Source organism: Neorhizobium sp. IRS_2294, from assembly GCF_050500145.1.
GTDB classification, from domain to species: Bacteria; Pseudomonadota; Alphaproteobacteria; order Rhizobiales; family Rhizobiaceae; genus Neorhizobium; species Neorhizobium soli.
Map to the genome: position 1 here is coordinate 1,004,914 of NZ_CP191439.1, position 17,695 is coordinate 1,022,608.

The following is a 17,695-nucleotide window of genomic DNA, read 5'->3' on the forward strand; positions in this document are numbered from 1 at the left end:
AAATACCCGGCTGGCCCTTGACCTTCCCATGATGGGAAGCCCTACATGGTGATGCGAAGAGGATCGCGACCCATGAACCAGATTATTCGCCCCATCCATCGCTCCGAACCGATCACCGTGCCCGTCGAGGGCATGACCTGCGCCTCCTGCGTGCGCCGGGTGGAAACCGCAGCGGCCAAAGTGGCGGGCGTCGAGAAAAGCGCTGTCAACTTTGCAACGAAGAAGCTCACGGTCGAAACGGGCGCGGGGTTTGATCCGGAGACGCTGGAGGCGGCTGTCCGCAAGATGGGCTACGAGATCCCCGACGGCGCGATGGATCTTGCGCTGCGGGAAGCGGGTTTTGACGCGGGCTCTGATCATCACCCGGCGTTGAAGCCTGCGGAGACGAGCGCGCAGGCTGATCATACCCATGCTGATCATACCGGGGCCGCCCATTCCCAAGCCGAGCATCCGCATCCAACGCATGAAAACGCCGCTCACGACCATGCCCATATGCATGGCGGTGAAGCGGGTGTCCTGAAGCGTGATCTCGCCATTGCGGCAGTGCTGACATTGCCGCTGTTCGTGCTGGAGATGACGGGCCACGTCTATGCGCCGTTCCATCACTGGCTGATGGGAGTCATCGACACGCAGAACCTCCACTACCTCTACTTCGTGCTGGCAACGGTGGTGATTTTCGGACCGGGTCTTCGGTTCCTGAAGCTTGGTCTGCCGGCCCTGTTGCGGGGTCATCCGGAGATGAATTCGCTGGTTGCAGTGGGCGTTCTTGCCGCCTACGGTTATTCGGTGTTTGCGACCTTCGCACCCGGCCTGCTGCCGGAAAGCGCGCGCTTTGTCTATTATGAAGCCGCCGCCGTCATCGTGACGCTGATCCTGTTCGGCCGCCTGCTGGAGGCGCGTGCCACAGGCCGCACCGGCGAGGCAATCGAGAAACTGGCCGGTCTGCAGGCGAAAACCGCGCGGGTCGAAAGGAGCGGGGCGGTCGTCGATCTTCCCTCGTCCGAGGTCGTGGTCGGCGATATCGTCGTGATCCGTCCCGGCGAACGTCTGCCGGTCGATGGCACCGTGATCGACGGGCAATCGAATGTTGATGAATCGATGATCACAGGTGAGCCGCTGCCGGTCGAGAAGATGTCGGGCGCGTCCGTCACCGCCGGAACGGTCAACCGCACCGGCTCCTTCCGTTTCCGCGCCGAAAAGGTCGGCCGCGATACGGCGCTTGCCGGCATCATCCGGCTGGTGGAGCAGGCGCAGGGCGCCAAACTGCCGATCCAGACGCTGGTGGACAAGGTGACTGCGTGGTTCGTGCCGGCCGTGATGCTTCTGGCGGTCGTTACATTCGTCGTCTGGTTCCTGGTGGGACCGGAGCCGCGGCTGTCGCATGCGCTGGTGGCGGCGGTGGCGGTGCTGATCATTGCCTGCCCCTGCGCCATGGGTCTCGCCGTCCCGGTCTCGATCGTCGTCGGCGCGGGCAGGGCCGCAGGGCTCGGCGTGCTCTTCCGCAAGGGCGATGCGCTGCAGGCGCTGTCGGATGTGGATCTCGTCGTGTTCGACAAGACGGGCACTATGACGATGGGACGGCCGCAACTGACGGATCTGGATGTTGTGGACGGGTTTTCGGAAGACGAGGTTCTGCGCCTCACCGCAGCCGTCGAGCGTCGCTCCGAACACCCGATTGCGGATGCGATCGTCAAGGCGGCGGAGGCGAAGGGTCTGGTCTTGGCCGAGACCGAGGATTTCCGCTCCGTCACCGGCTACGGCATCAGTGCCCGCGTCGATGGCCGGGACGTTTCGGTCGGCGCCGACAGGTTCATGGACAAGCTCGGCGTTTCGGTCGCACCCCTGGAACAGACGGCCGCCCGGTTGGCCGGCGAGGGCAAGTCGCCGCTCTATACGGCGATCGACGGTCGTCTGGCGGCGGTGATTGCCGTTGCCGATCCGCTGAAGCCGTCGAGCGTTCAGGCCATCAAGGCGCTGCGGGCGATGGGCATCGAGGTTGCCATGGTGACCGGCGACAACCGTCGCACCGCACAAGCGATTGCCGCAAAGGTGGGGATCGATACGGTCGTTGCCGAGGTTCTGCCCGAGGGCAAGGTGAAGGCGCTGGATGACCTGCGGAAGGGGAGCGGTTCCGCCGCTCTGTCCTCGCGACAGGCGGCTTCTCCACGAGCGCGCCGGATCGCCTTTGTCGGCGACGGTATCAACGATGCGCCGGCGCTGGCGCATGCGGATGTCGGCATTGCCATCGGCACCGGTACGGATGTGGCGATCGAGAGCGCCGATGTGGTGCTTGTCGGCGGCGATCTGACCGGCGTGGTGTCGGCGATTGCCATCAGCCGGGAAACGATGCGCAATATCAGGCAGAACCTGTTCTGGGCGTTCGGCTATAACGTGGCGCTGATACCGCTCGCCGCCGGTCTGTTCTATCCCTTGCTCGGATTGACGCTTTCGCCGATGCTGGGCGCTGCCGCCATGGCGCTGTCGAGCACGTTCGTGCTTGGCAATGCGCTGCGATTGAAAACCGTCGCACTGGGAGAGAAAGCGTGAATATCGGCGAGGCCGCACAGGCATCCGGCGTTTCGGCCAAGATGATCCGCTATTACGAGGAGATCGGCCTGATTACGCCGGCCGCCCGCACCGGCAACAATTACCGGACCTATGGCGGCGATCAGGTGCATGTGCTGCGCTTCATCAAGCGCGCCCGCTCGCTGGGTTTTTCGCTGGAGGAAACGCAGGCGCTCTTGAAACTGTGGCAGGACCGCAGCCGCGAGAGCGCCGCCGTCAAGGACATCGCCACCACCCATATCGACGATCTGGAGCGGCGCATCGCGGAGATGCAGGGCATGGTCAAGACATTGAAGCACCTTGCCCATTGCTGCGGCGGAAACGACCGTCCCGACTGCCCGATCCTCGACGACCTTGCCGGTTCCGCGTCACCGGCGCATACAGATTGAAGAAGGAGACCTGAGATGACCGTGATCTTCACCGTGCCGGACATGACCTGCGGCCACTGCGAAAAGACCCTGCGAAACGCTCTCGCCGAAGCGCTGCCGGATGCACCCGTGTCGATCGATCTTGTCACGCATACGGTCATGGTGGGTGGCGACGAGGCAAAGGCCGCGCAAGCGATCCGTGACGCGGGTTATTCGCCGGAACGGGCCAAGGCCTAGTACGTTATCGGCATCGCAGACCATACTCCATCGCAGAGCATACCATGACAGTTGTCGCTTCCTATGTGTACCGCAACGGAAAACGTGCCGAGGCGGTGCCTGTCGATGGGCCGGCGCCGAGACTGTCCGGTCAGGATTTCGTCTGGATCGGCCTGCATGAGCCGTCACCGGACGAGCTGCATGCGCTGGCCGAAACCTATGAGCTGCACCCTCTCGCGGTCGAAGACGCCATCAACGCCCATCAGGTGCCCAAGGTGGAAGCCTACGGCGAACAGCTGTTCGTGGTGGCAAAGACCGCCCATCTGGAAGGCGAGAAATTCAAGTATGGCGAGACGGCGATTTTCGTCGGAAGGCGCCACATCATCACCGTCCGGCACGGCTCGGCCCGCAACCATGCCGCTATCCGGGCACAGCTCGAAGCCTCGCCGCAGCTTCTCTCCAAGGGGCCTGACTACGTCCTGCACGGGATCATCGATTTCATCGCCGACGGGTATCTGCCGCTGGTGCAAACGATCGAGGACAAGGTGCTGGAAATGGAGCAGAAGATGCTCGCGAACTTTCTCGAACGCGAGCAGATCCGCCGTCTCTTCCGCCTGCGCCGTCAGCTGATCCTGTTCGGGCGTATCCTGGGCCCGATGTCGGAAGTGGCGGGCAAGCTCGTCAATCTCGACCTTCCCTGCCTCGACCGGGACGCCAAGCCGTTCTTCCGTGACGTGCTCGATCATATCCGAAGGGTCGAAGGCATGGTGGGCGGACTTCGCGAAGTCATCACCTCGGTCTTTGAAGCCTCGAACCTTCTGGAACAGCAGCGCCAGGGCGTCATCACCAGGCAGCTGGCTGCCTGGGCCGCCATTCTTGCGGTGCCGACGGCCATCGCCGGCATCTACGGCATGAATTTCGAGAACATGCCGGAATTGAAGACCGAATACGGCTATCCCGCCGTGCTGGTTGCGATCGTCCTTCTCTGCAGCATCCTTTTCTACCGGTTCCGGAAGTCCGGCTGGTTGTAGTTGCAACCAAGCAAGGGAACTCTCGAGCCGGCGTCGAGTTGGTTCGGTCAGAAAGATAAAACCCTTGCTACGGAGAACCCCGCCATGGTCGACCAGACCCCGATGATCCTGCTGGCCGTTGTCTTGCTTGCCGGTATTGGCACGCTCGGATTTTTGATCCTGCGCCGCTGGAAGACCAAGCGCATTCCCAAAGCGCACGATCTGCCCGAGGTCGCCAACCGGCGCTGGCTGCGACGCGAAGCGCGCAATGCGCAGTCGCTCATCGACAAACGGGTTCCATAAAAGCGCGGTTCCTCACGGGAATTTGAGATGAAACCAATTTGTGCCCGGCCGGTTAACACCCTGTAGGGATACGAAAAGGAATTCAAAAATGATCAAGACATTGACAGTTGTTGCCGCACTTTCGTTTGGCCTATCCTCTGCAGCATTTGCGCAGACGAGCTATGATATGAACGGTTCGGCCAACCGCGCGGACGTCCAGCAGAACATGAGCGGTGCCGGCGGCAACATCCCGCCGAAGCCAGCCGCATCGGGTACTGTAGACCCCTATTCGACAGGCAGCGTTACCCCGGGCTCGGCAGTCGGTTCGACCGGCGCCTACGGTAGCCGCGCAGGCTGCGCACCGGGCGGTGAGCCAGGCGATGCTGCAAACTCCGGCAACCTGCCGAACCTGACGGGCGAAACTGCCCAGGGTACCGGTTGCTGATTAAACAATGACGGTAGCGGTTGGACGGGTCTTACCCCCGTCTGATCGAGCCTGATCAGAGGTCCTCGGTGAAAGCCGCAGGACCTTTTTTCATGACAAAAGGTTCGCAGTCACAACCAAGGTCGTAGATTGAATGCTGGGAAAACTGGGAAATCAAAAGGACGGCCAGCGTGATCTCGCGGCAGCGACGTGACGTCAATCGGCCACCCGACCCCGTTCTAAAGATAACGGCAGTCGCGTCCTTTCGCGCTTTTGGCAGACCGCAGCCGTCAAGTCCATTGCAAATTTGGCAACACGGGCCCGACATTCCTGCATGAACATCGGTCATTGCAGGGGATCGTGCGAAAAGCTATTCGTCTGGCCTGAACGCATTGGCCGGGAGACACGACAATCATCAAGATCATGGTATTGCTTCACAGCGCCAACGGCCTCGAATGGCAGTCTCCGCCCAAGGGCACCAGCTTGAAGACGCTGAGCGAAGCTGAAGAACAGGGCTTCATCACCATCCGCGGCGAGTTCCAGAAACGCCAGTTCCGGCTGACCGAGATGGGTTTCGAATATATCCAGCGTGACAAGCGGCGTCTGGAAGCGCGCCGGTCGTAAGCCAGGCTAACGCCACAACGCTCGCAGCCTCCACCCAGAAAGCTGGAGGAAGCCGTCTGAAAGCAGTTCTGGCGATGCTTGTATTATCCCCTCCAGGGGGATAGGATTTGCTCATGACAGAACACGAGCACGTCCACGAAAGTCATCCCGAAATCGTCAAGCGGCTGAAACGGGCTGAGGGACATCTCAAAAGTGTGATCGCCATGATCGAGGGCGGCAGGCCGTGTCTCGACATCGCCCAGCAGCTGCATGCGGTGGAAAAGGCGATCACCAATGCCAAGCGCACCCTGATCCAGGACCATCTGGACCACTGTCTCGAAGACACGATCGGCGCGCTCGATCGGGAGAAGCGCCACTCCATCGACGAGTTCAAGTCGATCACCAAATACCTTTGAGACCTAAATACCCGTGAGATATTTCCATGCCTGATTTTGCCGACCTCCTGCAGCAGGGATCTGCCCATGCCTGGCTGTTTGTTCCAAGCGCCATCCTGCTTGGGGCCTTGCACGGCTTGGAGCCGGGCCATTCGAAGACGATGATGGCAGCTTTTATCGTTGCGGTGAGGGGGACGGTCACGCAGGCGGTGCTGCTCGGTCTTGCCGCGACGATCTCGCACACGATCGTCGTCTGGGGCATCGCCTTTGCGGGCATGTATCTCTGGCAGGGCATGGATGCCGAGGCTTCCGAACCCTATTTCCAGCTTGTTTCCGCGGCGGTCATCATTGCGATCGCACTCTGGATGCTGTGGCGAACATGGCAGGATCAGCAGATGGGAAAGGCCGCTGCCGCCCACGGGCATGATGGCTCGCATGGGCATGACGGTCATCACGGCCACCACGGTGGCCATGGCCACGACGGCCATCACGGCGCCCATGACCACGGTTCAGCGCAGGGGCATGCCGCAGGCCACGGTGACATCAGGCGGGTCGATACCGGGCACGGCATCGTCACGCTCGAAATCTTCGAAGACGGCGTTGCGCCTGTCTGGCGTTTTCGCTCCGAGCGCGGCCACGGCTGGACGGCGTCCGATGTCGTCGTCACGACACAGCGCCCGGATGGATCGCGGCAGGCCTTCGTCTTTGCCGATCAGGGCGGATATCTGCAGTCGACCACGGACATTCCCGAGCCGCATGCGTTCGTCGCAAGCCTGAGCCTTGGCCACGGCAACCATACCCATGACTACGACCTGTCCTTCACGGAAGGCCACGACCATGACCACGACGAGATGCAGGGGCTAGACGTGGCGACGGACGGGTATCAGGATGCCCATGAAATGGCGCATGCCAACGACATTCGTCGCCGCTTCACCGACCGCAAGGTGACCACATGGCAGATCGTTCTGTTCGGTCTGACCGGAGGTCTCATCCCGTGCCCGGCCGCCATCACGGTTCTGCTTCTCTGCCTACAGCTCAAGGAATTCACGCTCGGCTTCGTGCTGGTCATGTGCTTTTCCATCGGCCTTGCAATCACGCTGGTGACCGTCGGGGCCGTTGCTGCGCTGAGCGTGCGTCACGCCACGTCGCGCTGGAGCTGGTTTTCGACGGTTGCCCGTCGCGCTCCTTATGTCTCCAGCCTCCTCATCATCGCCGTCGGCCTCTATGTCGGCATCCACGGCTGGCAGGGACTGCCGGCGTAAGGGGCGTCGCGGATTGGGCGGGGCTTAGCTCCCCGCCGTCTCCACCCGGTTTCGGCCTGCAGCCTTGGCGTTGTAGAGGGCTTCGTCGGCGCGCTTGAAGAGGGCTTGCGAGGTTGTCACGAGGTCCTGGCCGGGGGTGAGCGTGGCGAGGCCGACGCTGATCGTGGCGCGGTTGGAGGGTGGGTTTCTGCCGTGTTCCAGGCCGATCTCTTCGACGCCCACGCGGATGCTTTCGGCGATGGCATGCGCGGCCTTCGCGTCGGTTGCGGCGAGCAGCACCGCCACTTCCTCGCCGCCATAGCGGGCGCAGACATCGCCGGGGCGGATGACGGTTGACCGTACCACCTGTGCGATCGCGCGCAGGCATTCGTCGCCGGCCGCGTGGCCATAGGTGTCGTTGAAAAGCTTGAAACGGTCGGCGTCGATCATCAGCAGCGACAGCGGCGTCATCGAACGGTTCGCCGCAGTGACCATCGCCTCGAACCGGGCGTTGAAGAAACGCCGGTTGGCAAGCCGTGTCAGGTCGTCGGTATTGGCAAGAAGATCGAGCTCGTCCTGTGCGCGCTTGTGGCGGCTGACATCGCGGGTAATCGCAACCACCCGCGGCGCCTGGGCCGGATGCGAAGCCGGCAGACGGCTCATCGCCGTTTCCAGCCATACTTCCTCGCCGTCGGGCTTGACGTGGCGGATCAGGAATTTCTCATGACCAGGCCCGCTGCCGAGACGCTCCGTTGCCTGGCGCACCAGGAATTCGGTATCTTCGGCCATGCCGGCAAAGATGCTGCGGCCGATCAGGTCCTCTGGCTCGAGCCCGAGGATGCCGATCGAGGAGGGCGAGACATATTCGCGGATGCCGTGTTCATCGAACCGGGTGATGAGGTCGCTGGAGGATTCTGCGAGCAGGCGGAACTCCGCCTCGCGCGCGGCGACCAGCGCTTCCCGCTCCTGGCGCAACTGCATCTGGCGGCGCCAGTAGACCGTGGCGAACCCGGCCGCGATGAGAAGGATCGCCGCATAGATCCAGCGCGTCCTCGCGGTCGACGCCCAGGAGATCAGCACCTGCCATTCCGATGCGGCCGCGAGCGCCACCAGGCCGGTCAGCTGGCTCTGGTGAAAGCCACCCGCCCGCGCCGTCTGGTCGATCGGTGACTGGTAATGAAAGGCGCCGACGCGGGTCTGGCGGACATGGGCAAACAGATCGCTCTTGGACATGTCCTGACCGAGAATGCTGTCGGCCATCGGCGCGCGGGCGAGAACCACGCCATCTCCGCGAACGAGCAGGAAAGAGGCATCGGACCCGATATCGTAGCGGCTGAAGAAATTAACGAAATGGTTGACCTTGATGGTGGAGACCACAACCCCGCCGAAGGTGCCGTCCGGTAAAATCACCTTCTGCGAGATCGGCAGGACCCAGGTCTGGGTCAGCCGGCTGAGGATGGGCTTTCCGAGGACAGGGAGCGGGAAGGGGCTGGCCTTGTGGAATTTGAAATAGTCGCGGTCCTGGTAGGAGACCCCGGCGGGGCGTGTTGCTGACGAGGTCGCAACCATCTGGCCATCGGCATTGAGATAGGAGAGCGTATCGAGAGTGGGCGACGCACTGAGCTGGCGCTTCATCAGCGCGTCGATCGCCTGGGCGAGATCGGCCTCGCCGTCTTTCTCCTCGATCTTGGAGATCAGGCTTGCGAGCGGCAGCCGCGACATTTCCACCACGTCGTCGGCATGCTGGGTAATTGCTTCGGCCGTCTGTTCCAGTGCCGCTTCGACCCGTGCGACCTGTGTCTTCCAGTTGGAATATTCCGCCCAGCCGAAAAGCGCCAGAAACGCACCGAAGCCCAATACCGCCGCAGGCGTCGCCAGAGCGGGGCCAAGGCCGTGTCTGGTGCGGCGGCCTAGCCCTTTGCGGTTCTCGGGGTCTGCCCCGCGAGACGATGGGGAAAACGGCATGCGCAGAAACTTCCGAAAATAGTCAAAACACGAAACTGCAACCCGGCTGATTCACGTCGCGCACGACGTCATCGGCAGGACCACGGGCAAAGAGCCGACAAGTCCCGTCTAATACAGGAAAGTTAAGCGAACCTCTCGCAACGGGAGCCTGATCCTGCCGTGATGATGATGGCCGGGACAGTGGTCGAAATCCCTGAAGAGCAAGTTCCAAAGAAAAAGGCCACCGCGCGAGCGGCAGCCTTCTCCTCATACAATCAGATGCTTGACGCGATCAGAACTTCACGCCGAGGCCAACCTGCACGACGTGCTGGTTGAAGTCGACATCAGCGCCGGCGAGGTTGCCGTTGCCGTAGTCGTTGTAGCGATACTCGACGCGGCCGAACAGGTTGTCGGTGAAGGCGTGATCGACGCCAGCGCCGATGGTCCAGCCGTGCAGCGTGTCGTCGTCGTCGCCAACCGGCGTGTCGACTTCAACGTTGGTGGCTGTCCAGCCGCCTGCTGCGTAGATCAGGGTGCGGTCCATGGCGTAACCGAGACGCGCACGGGCCGAACCGGAGAAGCCGCTTTCGGCATCGACGCCAGCGGCGACATCGTCGTTGTTCCAGTCGTAGTTGACGTCGCCTTCAACACCGGCAACGAAACCGTTGGAGAACTGCCAGTTGTAGCCGACGAAGCCACCCATGCGGGCGCCGTCGAAGTTCTGGGAACCAGCGCCTTCGATATCAGCATCGCCCCAGCCGTATCCGCCGTGGATACCGAGGTAAGGACCGGACCAGGAAAATGCCGGAGCGGTTTCGTAGGCGACTGGCGCGCTCGGAATGGTCTCAACCGCATCGGCGGCGAGAGCTGCGGACGAGAGGCCGGCTGCAAGAGCTGCGGCGAGAACGAGTGTGTTCCTCATGATGATTTCTCCGTGTTTTCAACGACTGCTTGTTATGAGGATCAATGTAGTGCGTTCGGCTTGGAAAGCTGTAGCTAAAATGTCACGCGCGCCAAAATCGATCCTTGACCGTTGACCGGGGGACTTTGCGCCGCCACTGCTGCGGTCGGGAAAGCCTTGCGGATAAACCGGGGAGCATGCCGTGCTGACAAGAACAGACACCGGATGGAAAACGCTTTTGTCCGGCCGGAACGGCCTGATGCTGGGGCTGATTTCCGCCGGGATCGGGTTGCATGCCTTCAACCAGTTCGCGATTGTTGCCGCCATGCCGCTGGCCGCCGCCGAACTTGGCGGGCGCGACTGGTTCAGCTGGGTCTACAGCCTCTATTTCATAGGTTCGATCGCCGGCGGCACCAGTGCTGCCTATCTCCGCGATCGGTTGGGTGTGAAATCCAGCTTGTTCTGGTCCATGGCGCTGTTTTCGCTGGGCGGTCTGATGGCGGTTCTGGCGCCGAGCTTTTTCTTTATCGTTGCGGGCAGACTGTTGCAGGGGATTGCCGACGGTCTGATCGTGGCAATCTGCTACAGCCTCATCCCGGCCAATTTCTCGTCCGCGGTGACGGCGAAGGTATTTGCGGTGGAGGCAACCGTCTGGGCGGTCGCGGCTCTGCTCGGGCCGCTGATCGGGGGGCTGCTCGCAGAGGCGTTTTCGTGGCATGCCGCGTTTCTGGCGGTGACGCCGTTTCTCATCCTGCTTGGTCTTTTCACGCTGTTGACGACGCCCGAGACCGGCAGCGCGGCAAAGGCCGCGTTTGCGCCTCTGGCCGTGGCGCTCTGCGTGACTGCGTCCTTCATTTTCGCACTGTCGTCCGCAACGGGGGTGATCGGCTGGCAGGTCGCCTGTCTGGTGCTGGGATCACTGGCGCTGGCGCTGACCGTGACGACGGATGGAAAGCTCGGGCCGCGGTTGTTTCCGGCTGGCGCTTTCAGGCTGGGATCGGTGCTTGGCCACGGGTTCTGGATGCTGTTCCTGATGTCGGCGGGCCATGCCTCTGGTGCCACCTATCTGGCTCTGATCATCCGCGACGTGTGGGGCATCGGATCGGCGGCGGTCGGCTATATCGTGGTGGCGATGGCGCTGACCTGGAGCGCGGTCGCGATGGCCTCCAGCCGGATCAAGTCTCTAAAAGGACGACACTTTGCGATGCGGGCCGGGCCGCTGTTCCAGCTCGCGGGCTTCCTGATGATCGCGATATCGATCGACGTCCGGGAGATCCTGCTCGTGGTCCTGAGCCAGATGGCGATCGGCACCGGTTTCGGTCTGTCGTGGGCGGCGATCAACCAGGCCTCGATGGAGGCCGCCGGCGACGAGGAGCGTGACCGGGCTAGCGCGCTTTTGCCGACCATGTCGACGGCCGGCTACGCCGTCGGATCGGCGCTTGCCGGCATGATCGCGGCAGCGACCGGGCTGACACGGCAGTTGTCGCAAGGCGATCCCGGGCAGGTCGCCTACTGGCTTTACGGGACGTCCGCAGCCGCGGCGCTGGTGACGTTTCTGCTCGGGTTCGGGGTGCGGTTGAAGGCGGGCAATAAGGGCTGATCTTGCTTGTTCCGCAGGCGCGAGACCCCATATTGGGGATACGCCACAGACCAGACTCAAGCACATACCCGAGACCAAGCCCCTGAAAGGGCCGAAGGAGAGATCCCGTGTTCCAGTTCGACAATTCCTATGCCCGCCTGCCGGATCGGTTCTTCGCTTCCGTCTACCCGGAGCCGGTGGAGGGGCCGAAGCTTCTGAGGTTCAACCAGAAGCTGGCAGCGGAACTGGGCGTCGAGGCGGATCTTTCGGATCCTGATCGTCTGGCATCCGTGCTTTCCGGCAATGTCGTGCCGCAGGGGGCATCGCCTCTCGCCATGGCCTATGCTGGGCACCAGTTCGGCAATTTTGTACCGCAGCTCGGCGATGGGCGGGCGATCCTGATCGGCGAGGTCATGGACCGTGCCGGACAGCGCCGCGACATCCAGTGGAAGGGCGCGGGGCCGACGCCGTTTTCGCGCCGTGGTGACGGGCGGGCAGCGCTTGGGCCGGTCATCCGCGAATATGTCGTGTCCGAGGCCATGCATGCGCTGGGCATACCGGCGACGCGGGCCCTGGCGGCGGTTTCGACCGGTGAGCTCGTTCAGCGCGAGCAGGAGCAGCAGGGCGCAGTGTTCGTGCGGGTCGCGGCAAGCCATGTGCGAGTGGGCACGTTCCAGTTCTTTGCCGCCCGCGGCGATACCGAGGGCGTGCGGACGCTGGCGAACTACGTGATCGAGCGGCATTACCCTGACCTGATGGGGGCGCAGAACCCGTATCTGGCGCTGTTGCAGGCCGTGGCGGACCGGCAGGCGGAGCTGATTGCCCGCTGGCTCGGCGTCGGTTTCATCCATGGTGTGATGAACACCGACAACATGACGATTTCAGGCGAGACGATCGATTTCGGTCCTTGCGCCTTTCTCGACGAATACAACCCGATGAAGGTGTTTTCCTCGATTGATCGGCAGGGACGCTACGCCTATCGCAACCAGCCGGGCATCGGCCAGTGGAACATCGCACGGCTTGCCGAGGCGCTGGTGCCGCTGATCGATGCCGACGAAGAAAAGGCGGTGGAAGCTGCCAATTCTGTCCTGAAGGCATTCGGCGACACGTTCCAGGCGCACTGGATCGAGGTGTTCCGCGCAAAGCTCGGTCTGGTCACCGCGCGCGACGGTGATGGCGATCTCGTGCAGGGACTGCTTTCTGCGATGGAGGAAAACGAAGCGGATTTCACGCGGACGTTCCGAGCGCTCTGCAACGCCGCGGAAGGACACGACGACGACCTGCTCGCCTGTTTCGCGGATCCATCCAAGCTGCGGGAATGGTTGCCGAAATGGAACGAGCGCCTGGCCGAGGAAGGCCGCAGCCCGGCGGACGTGGCAACAGAGATGCGCGGCGTCAATCCGTGGCTGATCGCCCGCAACCACCGGATCGAGGAAGCAATCGCGGCTGCCAATTACGGTGATTTCAGCTTCTTTGAAAAGCTGGTGGAGGCGCTCGAAAAACCGTTCGAAGAGCGGCCGGAATTTGCCGACTACGCGATTGCGCCGACGGCGGAACAGAAGGTTGCGCGCACCTTCTGCGGGACGTGAGGGAGAAGCGGCTCCGGTAAAATTTTCGAGATAGGAATTTAATCCTTGACGGCGTGACGGTTGTCGGGTAGTGTTTAGGCATAGTCGAAGAGTTGCGTCGATAGAGGCTTCACGCCCCGACCGCCGCAGGGCTTCCAGTCAGGGCTCGGATTGACCTCCGGGCCCTCTTTTTTTCCAGGACATCGATATCGAAACCGAACGTGCGACGGCAAGCCGGCGCGGCGGGTTTTCGGCTGTGGAGATCTGCCATGAACCGTTCCGATACTCTCGCCGGTTTTGATCCAGACCTGTTCGGCCTGTGGACGGACGAACCGCTTTACGACGCGGATGACGACGTGACGCAGGATGCCGAACTGGAAGAGACGGTTCGAAACGTTCTGCTGGAGATCAAGTCTTCGGAAACCGAGCTGAAGCCCGCTGATGAACTGCGGCAGCTTTTGAACGAGATGACGGCGGAGATGCGCCAGCAGTTCGCCACGTTCCGGACGATGCGGGAAGCGGCGTCCGGGCTGTTGTCCAGCGAGGCCGACGACGCGATGTCAGCTGACGGCAACGAGGCGGCGCAAAAACTGGCGCGGGCCGATGTGAAGGCGGCGACCGATGCGATGAGCCTGATCGTGCGCACGCTGGAAAAGGTCGATGCGCTGCAGCGTCAGCTGTCCCGCGACCGGCAGGTGGAGGCCGACAGGCTGGCCGATGCCGGCGGATACGAAGAGGCGAAGGCCCGCTTCGTCCGGATGATCGAGGATCGCGCCAATGAAACAGCCTTTGGGTATTTCGAAGCCTGGAAACGCGATGGCCCACCGGGATGGGTGGCGCAAAGGCTTCCAGCGAGAGGAACCCAGCCAGCGCAAGATGCGGCGGGCCGCAGAGAAGATCACGGGTGAGGCGGTAAAGGCATCCGCGTCATTCAGGGCGGGCATGTCTGGCATCGCTGATGTCAGGGAGAAGAGTGCACGGGATCTGGAGGCCGGAATGGTTTTGGCCGGTGCGATGGGCGTGACCCGCGCTCCGGACTCGGTGCCGGCGGAGAGATTTGACGCGCCTGGTCCGGGAGAGAACGCGTTTGACGGGTTTGTGGCCGGTCTCGACCGGGATTGGGCGTTTACGGCGCTTCCCGGACAGAGGCCGCCAGAGGGCGACTGGCGGACGTGGCTGATCATGGGCGGGCGCGGATCCGGCAAGACGCGGGCGGGCGCCGAATGGGTGCATGCGCTGGCGTGTGCGGCTGGAGAGCGGTCCGATCTTCGCATCGCGCTCGTGGCGGAAACGCTGGGCGATGCCCGCGAGGTGATGGTGGACGGTGTGTCCGGCATCTGCCGGATTGCGGCACGGCACTGGCCCGAATTCGAGATTTCACGCAAACGGCTGGTCTGGCCGAACGGCACGGTGGCGCAGATCTTTTCCTCCGAGGATCCGGAAGCCCTGCGAGGGCCGCAGTTTCATTACGCCTGGTGCGACGAGATCGGCAAATGGAAGCATGCGCAGGAAACGTTCGACATGCTGCAGTTCGGCCTGCGGCTGGGACTCGATCCGCGCCAACTGGTGACGACCACGCCGCGACCGGTGCCGGTGCTGAAGCAACTGATTGCCGACCCCGGCACGCGGCTGATCAAGATCTCCACAGCCGGTAACGCCGGCAATCTGGCACCGGGCTTTATCGCGGCGCTGGAGCGACGCTATGGCGGGACGAGACTTGGTCGTCAGGAACTTGGCGGCGAGCTGATCGAGGATCGCGACGACGCGCTGTGGAAGCGCACCGACCTCGAGGCCTGCGTGACGCGCTTTACCGGGGTTCTGCGGCGCATCGTGGTGGCGGTGGATCCGCCCTCGGGATCCGGCGAGAACTCCTGCTGCGGCATCGTCGTGGCGGGTGTCGAGGCAAGCGAAGGTTCGCCTGGTAGGGCGGTGGTGCTGGCCGACTGTTCGGTGACCGGCCATACGCCGGGCGGCTGGGCGAAGGCCGTGGTGAAGGCCTATGCGCGGTTTTCGGCCGACCGCGTCGTGGCCGAGGGCAACCAGGGCGGCGACATGGTGCCGGCGATGCTGAAAAGCATCGACGCCAACCTGCCGGTAACGGTGGTGCATGCATCCCGCGGAAAGTTTACCCGCGCAGAACCGGTCGCAGCCCTCTACGAGCAGGGACGGGTGGTGCATGCGGGACGGTTTGCGGAGCTGGAGGACCAGATGTGCGATTTCGGTCCCAACGGACTGTCATCGGGACGCTCGCCGGACCGGCTGGATGCGCTGGTCTGGGCGCTGACGGCGCTTGTTTTGGACGGCCAGGGCGAGCCGCGCGTCAGGGGGATTTGAGCCTAGGCCCGGTGTGGCGCTTCTGGTGGATCGCGCAACGAAAAGCGGCCCGGACAGGGCCGCTCAAGCGTTCTATATCTGACAGTTGGCTACTGCCAACAGTTGCAATTCAGCTTTTGGCCGGCACAGCCGGAGCGCTGTCGCGCATCTGCTTCCATTCGGATTCCATGCGCTCGAGGACGTGCTGCGGCACCGATTTCGTGGCGGCTGTCTGGGCGGTCTGCTGCATCATCATGATCTCCGGATTGTGCGCTGCACCATCATGGTGGTGCGCCCCTATGAACGTCGCATGGTTGGATTGGTTCCACATCCTTACTCCGAAGTAAATCGTCACTAACAGACTAAAACGATTTAGTTTTTTCTAAACCGATTGAAACCTTCGAACGCGGTAAAGGGGTAGGATTAACATGGGATACGAGCGCAGTTTTTTCTTCGATCACGTGCGCAGGAACCCGTTCAGCGGGCGGTTGGCAAGTGGTCAGGTGGCCGGGTTGGCTGCTGTTTTGGAGGCATGGGAGGCGCGCAACCCCATCGAAGGCCCCGCGGCGCTTGCCTATGCGCTGGCGACCGCATTTCACGAGACGGCAGCGACGATGCAGCCGGTGCGCGAAACGCTGGCCAAGACCGATCAGCTTGCGGTGGTGCGGCTGGAAAGCGCTTACAGCGCCGGCCGGCTGCGCACGGTGAAGACGCCGTACTGGCGTTACGATGCCGATGGCCGCACCTGGCTGGGGCGCGGGCTCGTGCAGCTGACCCACAGGCGCAACTACCAGAAAATGTCGGCGCTGACCGGCATCGATCTCATCGCGGCACCTCATCGCGCCATGGAGATGGATGTGGCGGTGAAAATCCTGATCGAGGGCATGCGGTCCGGCAGTTTCACCGGCCGCAAGCTCGGCGATTATTTCGGCCCTGGGAAATCGGACTGGGTCGGGGCGCGAAAAATCATCAATGGCAATGACCGGGCGGCGCGGGTGGCGGGGTACGCGAAAGCGTTCGCGGCAGCGCTGCGGGACGATGCGGCGATGGCGGCCTGAACGTCTTCAAAGCGAATTGATCCCGGATCGAGTGAAGGATGAGACGATGAGATTTCCATTCCGGCTTCGTGGGCTTTCCCGCAGCGCGCCGCCTCAGGAAACCAAGGCAGCGTCGGGGCTATCGTCGGGCTTTGCGATTGTTTCGGGCGATGGCGCGGCGCACTGGTCCGGGCGGTCCTATGCGGCGCTGGCAAAGGCCGGGTTCATGAAGAACCCGATCGCCTATCGGGCCATGCGGATGGTGGCGGAGGCTGCCGCCGCCGTGCCGTGGCTTGCCTATCGGGGGACGAGCGAGGCAGCCGATCATCCGGCCCTGGCGCTTCTGGCACGTCCGAACGGGCGCCAGAGCGGGCCGGACTTCTTCGAGGCGCTCTACGGGCATCTGCTGTTGTCCGGCAATGCCTATGTGGAGCCGCTGGCGCTTGGCGGAGACCTGCGGGAACTGTATTTGCTGCGGCCGGACCGGGTGAGCGTCGTCGAGGGACGCGACGGCTGGATTGCGGCCTATGATTATCGCGCCGGGCAGGTGACGCGGCGGCTTGCCGTCGATCGCGACGGGCCGGGGCTGCTGCATCTGAAGCTGTTTCACCCGCTCGACGACCATAGCGGCCTGTCGCCGCTGGTGGCAGCAGGGGCGGCGCTCGATCTTTCCAATGCGGCGGCGGGCTGGAACAAGGCGCTGCTCGACAATTCCGCCCGGCCTTCGGGCGCGCTGGTCTACCAGCCGAAGGACGGCGGCAATCTTTCCGCGGATCAGTATCAGCGGCTGAAGGACGAACTGGAGGCGGGCTATTCGGGCGCCGTCAATGCCGGCCGGCCGCTGCTTCTGGAAGGCGGGCTGGACTGGAAGGCGATGGGGCTTTCGCCGAAGGACATGGATTTCATCGAGGCAAAGAACGGTGCTGCCCGCGATATCGCGCTGGCGCTCGGCGTGCCGCCGATGCTGATCGGCATTCCCGGCGATAATACCTATGCCAACTACCAGGAGGCCAACCGCGCCTTCTACCGCCTGACCGTGCTGCCGCTGATTGCCCGCACCGCCGCAAGCTTTTCCGCCTGGCTTTCGGACGCTTTCGGGGAGGGGTTGCGGCTGGAACCGGATCTCGACCGGGTGGCAGGTCTCTCGGCCGAGCGTGAGGCGCTGTGGGCGCGGATCGGCGCTGCAGGCTTCCTGACGGAGGACGAAAAGCGCGAGGCGGTCGGCTATTCGGCGTGATTGCGCGATCGC

18 protein-coding genes are annotated in these 17,695 nt (G+C 63.0%); 15 read left to right on the top strand and 3 right to left on the bottom strand.

Translation table 11 applies throughout. The annotated features are described in order from the left end of the window. Positions 1–72 precede the first annotated feature (72 nt). The 9 genes from ACQY1K_RS04775 (at position 73) to ACQY1K_RS04815 (ending at position 7,125) form a co-directional block, all read left to right on the top strand. Entirely contained in the window at positions 73–2,547 is a 2,475-nt protein-coding gene (locus ACQY1K_RS04775) for a heavy metal translocating P-type ATPase (RefSeq protein ID WP_430258431.1), read from the top strand. Continuing rightward, a complete protein-coding gene (gene cueR / locus ACQY1K_RS04780) occupies positions 2,544–2,954 on the top strand; it encodes a Cu(I)-responsive transcriptional regulator (RefSeq protein WP_062453472.1) in 411 nt (136 codons plus the stop codon). The genes ACQY1K_RS04775 and cueR overlap by 4 nt, the downstream gene beginning before the upstream one ends. Positions 2,955–2,969: 15 nt before the next feature. Continuing rightward, positions 2,970–3,170 (top strand): heavy-metal-associated domain-containing protein, encoded by a 201-nt coding sequence (locus ACQY1K_RS04785; RefSeq protein WP_062453471.1) that lies wholly within the window; start codon positions 2,970–2,972, stop codon positions 3,168–3,170. A 44-nt stretch (positions 3,171–3,214) separates the two neighbouring features. After that, positions 3,215–4,180 carry a magnesium and cobalt transport protein CorA gene (locus ACQY1K_RS04790; RefSeq protein ID WP_062453470.1) on the top strand — a complete coding sequence of 322 codons (966 nt, stop codon included), beginning with the start codon at positions 3,215–3,217 and terminating at the stop codon, positions 4,178–4,180. 84 nt (positions 4,181–4,264) lie between these two features. Continuing rightward, complete coding sequence (locus ACQY1K_RS04795; protein WP_062453469.1) at positions 4,265–4,462, top strand: hypothetical protein; 198 nt, start codon at positions 4,265–4,267, stop codon at positions 4,460–4,462. Positions 4,463–4,550: 88 nt separating this feature from the next. Continuing rightward, the gene (locus ACQY1K_RS04800) at positions 4,551–4,886 is read left to right on the top strand and encodes a hypothetical protein (protein WP_062453468.1); all 336 of its coding nucleotides are present in this window, start codon (positions 4,551–4,553) and stop codon (positions 4,884–4,886) included. 402 nt (positions 4,887–5,288) lie between these two features. Further along, entirely contained in the window at positions 5,289–5,489 is a 201-nt protein-coding gene (locus ACQY1K_RS04805; RefSeq protein ID WP_062453467.1) for a hypothetical protein, read from the top strand. A 113-nt stretch (positions 5,490–5,602) separates the two neighbouring features. Beyond that, positions 5,603–5,884 (top strand): metal-sensing transcriptional repressor, encoded by a 282-nt coding sequence (locus tag ACQY1K_RS04810; RefSeq protein ID WP_430256312.1) that lies wholly within the window; start codon positions 5,603–5,605, stop codon positions 5,882–5,884. Between the two features lie 26 nt (positions 5,885–5,910). Further along, entirely contained in the window at positions 5,911–7,125 is a 1,215-nt protein-coding gene (locus ACQY1K_RS04815) for a nickel/cobalt efflux transporter (protein WP_430258432.1), read from the top strand. A 24-nt stretch (positions 7,126–7,149) separates the two neighbouring features. Here ACQY1K_RS04815 and ACQY1K_RS04820 read toward each other — a convergent pair whose 3' ends face one another. Both ACQY1K_RS04820 and ACQY1K_RS04825 read right to left on the bottom strand, forming a co-directional pair. After that, positions 7,150–9,069, bottom strand: a complete 1,920-nt coding sequence (locus ACQY1K_RS04820) for a diguanylate cyclase (RefSeq protein WP_430258433.1) — start codon at positions 9,067–9,069, stop codon at positions 7,150–7,152. Between the two features lie 271 nt (positions 9,070–9,340). Then, positions 9,341–9,970, bottom strand: a complete 630-nt coding sequence (locus ACQY1K_RS04825; protein ID WP_062453463.1) for an outer membrane protein — start codon at positions 9,968–9,970, stop codon at positions 9,341–9,343. 181 nt (positions 9,971–10,151) lie between these two features. On the opposite strand from ACQY1K_RS04825, the gene ACQY1K_RS04830 reads away from it, so the two are divergent. The 4 genes from ACQY1K_RS04830 (at position 10,152) to ACQY1K_RS04845 (ending at position 15,430) form a co-directional block, all read left to right on the top strand. After that, positions 10,152–11,549, top strand: coding sequence for an MFS transporter (locus tag ACQY1K_RS04830; RefSeq protein ID WP_430258434.1), 1,398 nt, complete (start codon positions 10,152–10,154; stop codon positions 11,547–11,549). A gap of 107 nt (positions 11,550–11,656) precedes the next feature. Beyond that, positions 11,657–13,117 carry a protein adenylyltransferase SelO gene (locus ACQY1K_RS04835; protein WP_430258435.1) on the top strand — a complete coding sequence of 487 codons (1,461 nt, stop codon included), beginning with the start codon at positions 11,657–11,659 and terminating at the stop codon, positions 13,115–13,117. A gap of 248 nt (positions 13,118–13,365) precedes the next feature. Next, on the top strand, positions 13,366–14,004 hold the full coding sequence (locus ACQY1K_RS04840) for a hypothetical protein (protein ID WP_430258436.1): 639 nt from the start codon (positions 13,366–13,368) through the stop codon (positions 14,002–14,004). Positions 14,005–14,092: 88 nt separating this feature from the next. Next, a complete protein-coding gene (locus ACQY1K_RS04845; protein ID WP_430258437.1) occupies positions 14,093–15,430 on the top strand; it encodes a DNA-packaging protein in 1,338 nt (445 codons plus the stop codon). A gap of 109 nt (positions 15,431–15,539) precedes the next feature. Here ACQY1K_RS04845 and ACQY1K_RS04850 read toward each other — a convergent pair whose 3' ends face one another. Then, complete coding sequence (locus tag ACQY1K_RS04850; protein WP_062453459.1) at positions 15,540–15,740, bottom strand: hypothetical protein; 201 nt, start codon at positions 15,738–15,740, stop codon at positions 15,540–15,542. A gap of 97 nt (positions 15,741–15,837) precedes the next feature. Here ACQY1K_RS04850 and ACQY1K_RS04855 point away from each other — a divergent pair, with 97 nt between their 5' ends. Then, complete coding sequence (locus tag ACQY1K_RS04855) at positions 15,838–16,467, top strand: hypothetical protein (protein ID WP_430258438.1); 630 nt, start codon at positions 15,838–15,840, stop codon at positions 16,465–16,467. 46 nt (positions 16,468–16,513) lie between these two features. Beyond that, positions 16,514–17,683, top strand: a complete 1,170-nt coding sequence (locus ACQY1K_RS04860) for a phage portal protein (protein ID WP_430258439.1) — start codon at positions 16,514–16,516, stop codon at positions 17,681–17,683. Positions 17,684–17,695: the final 12 nt, after the last annotated feature.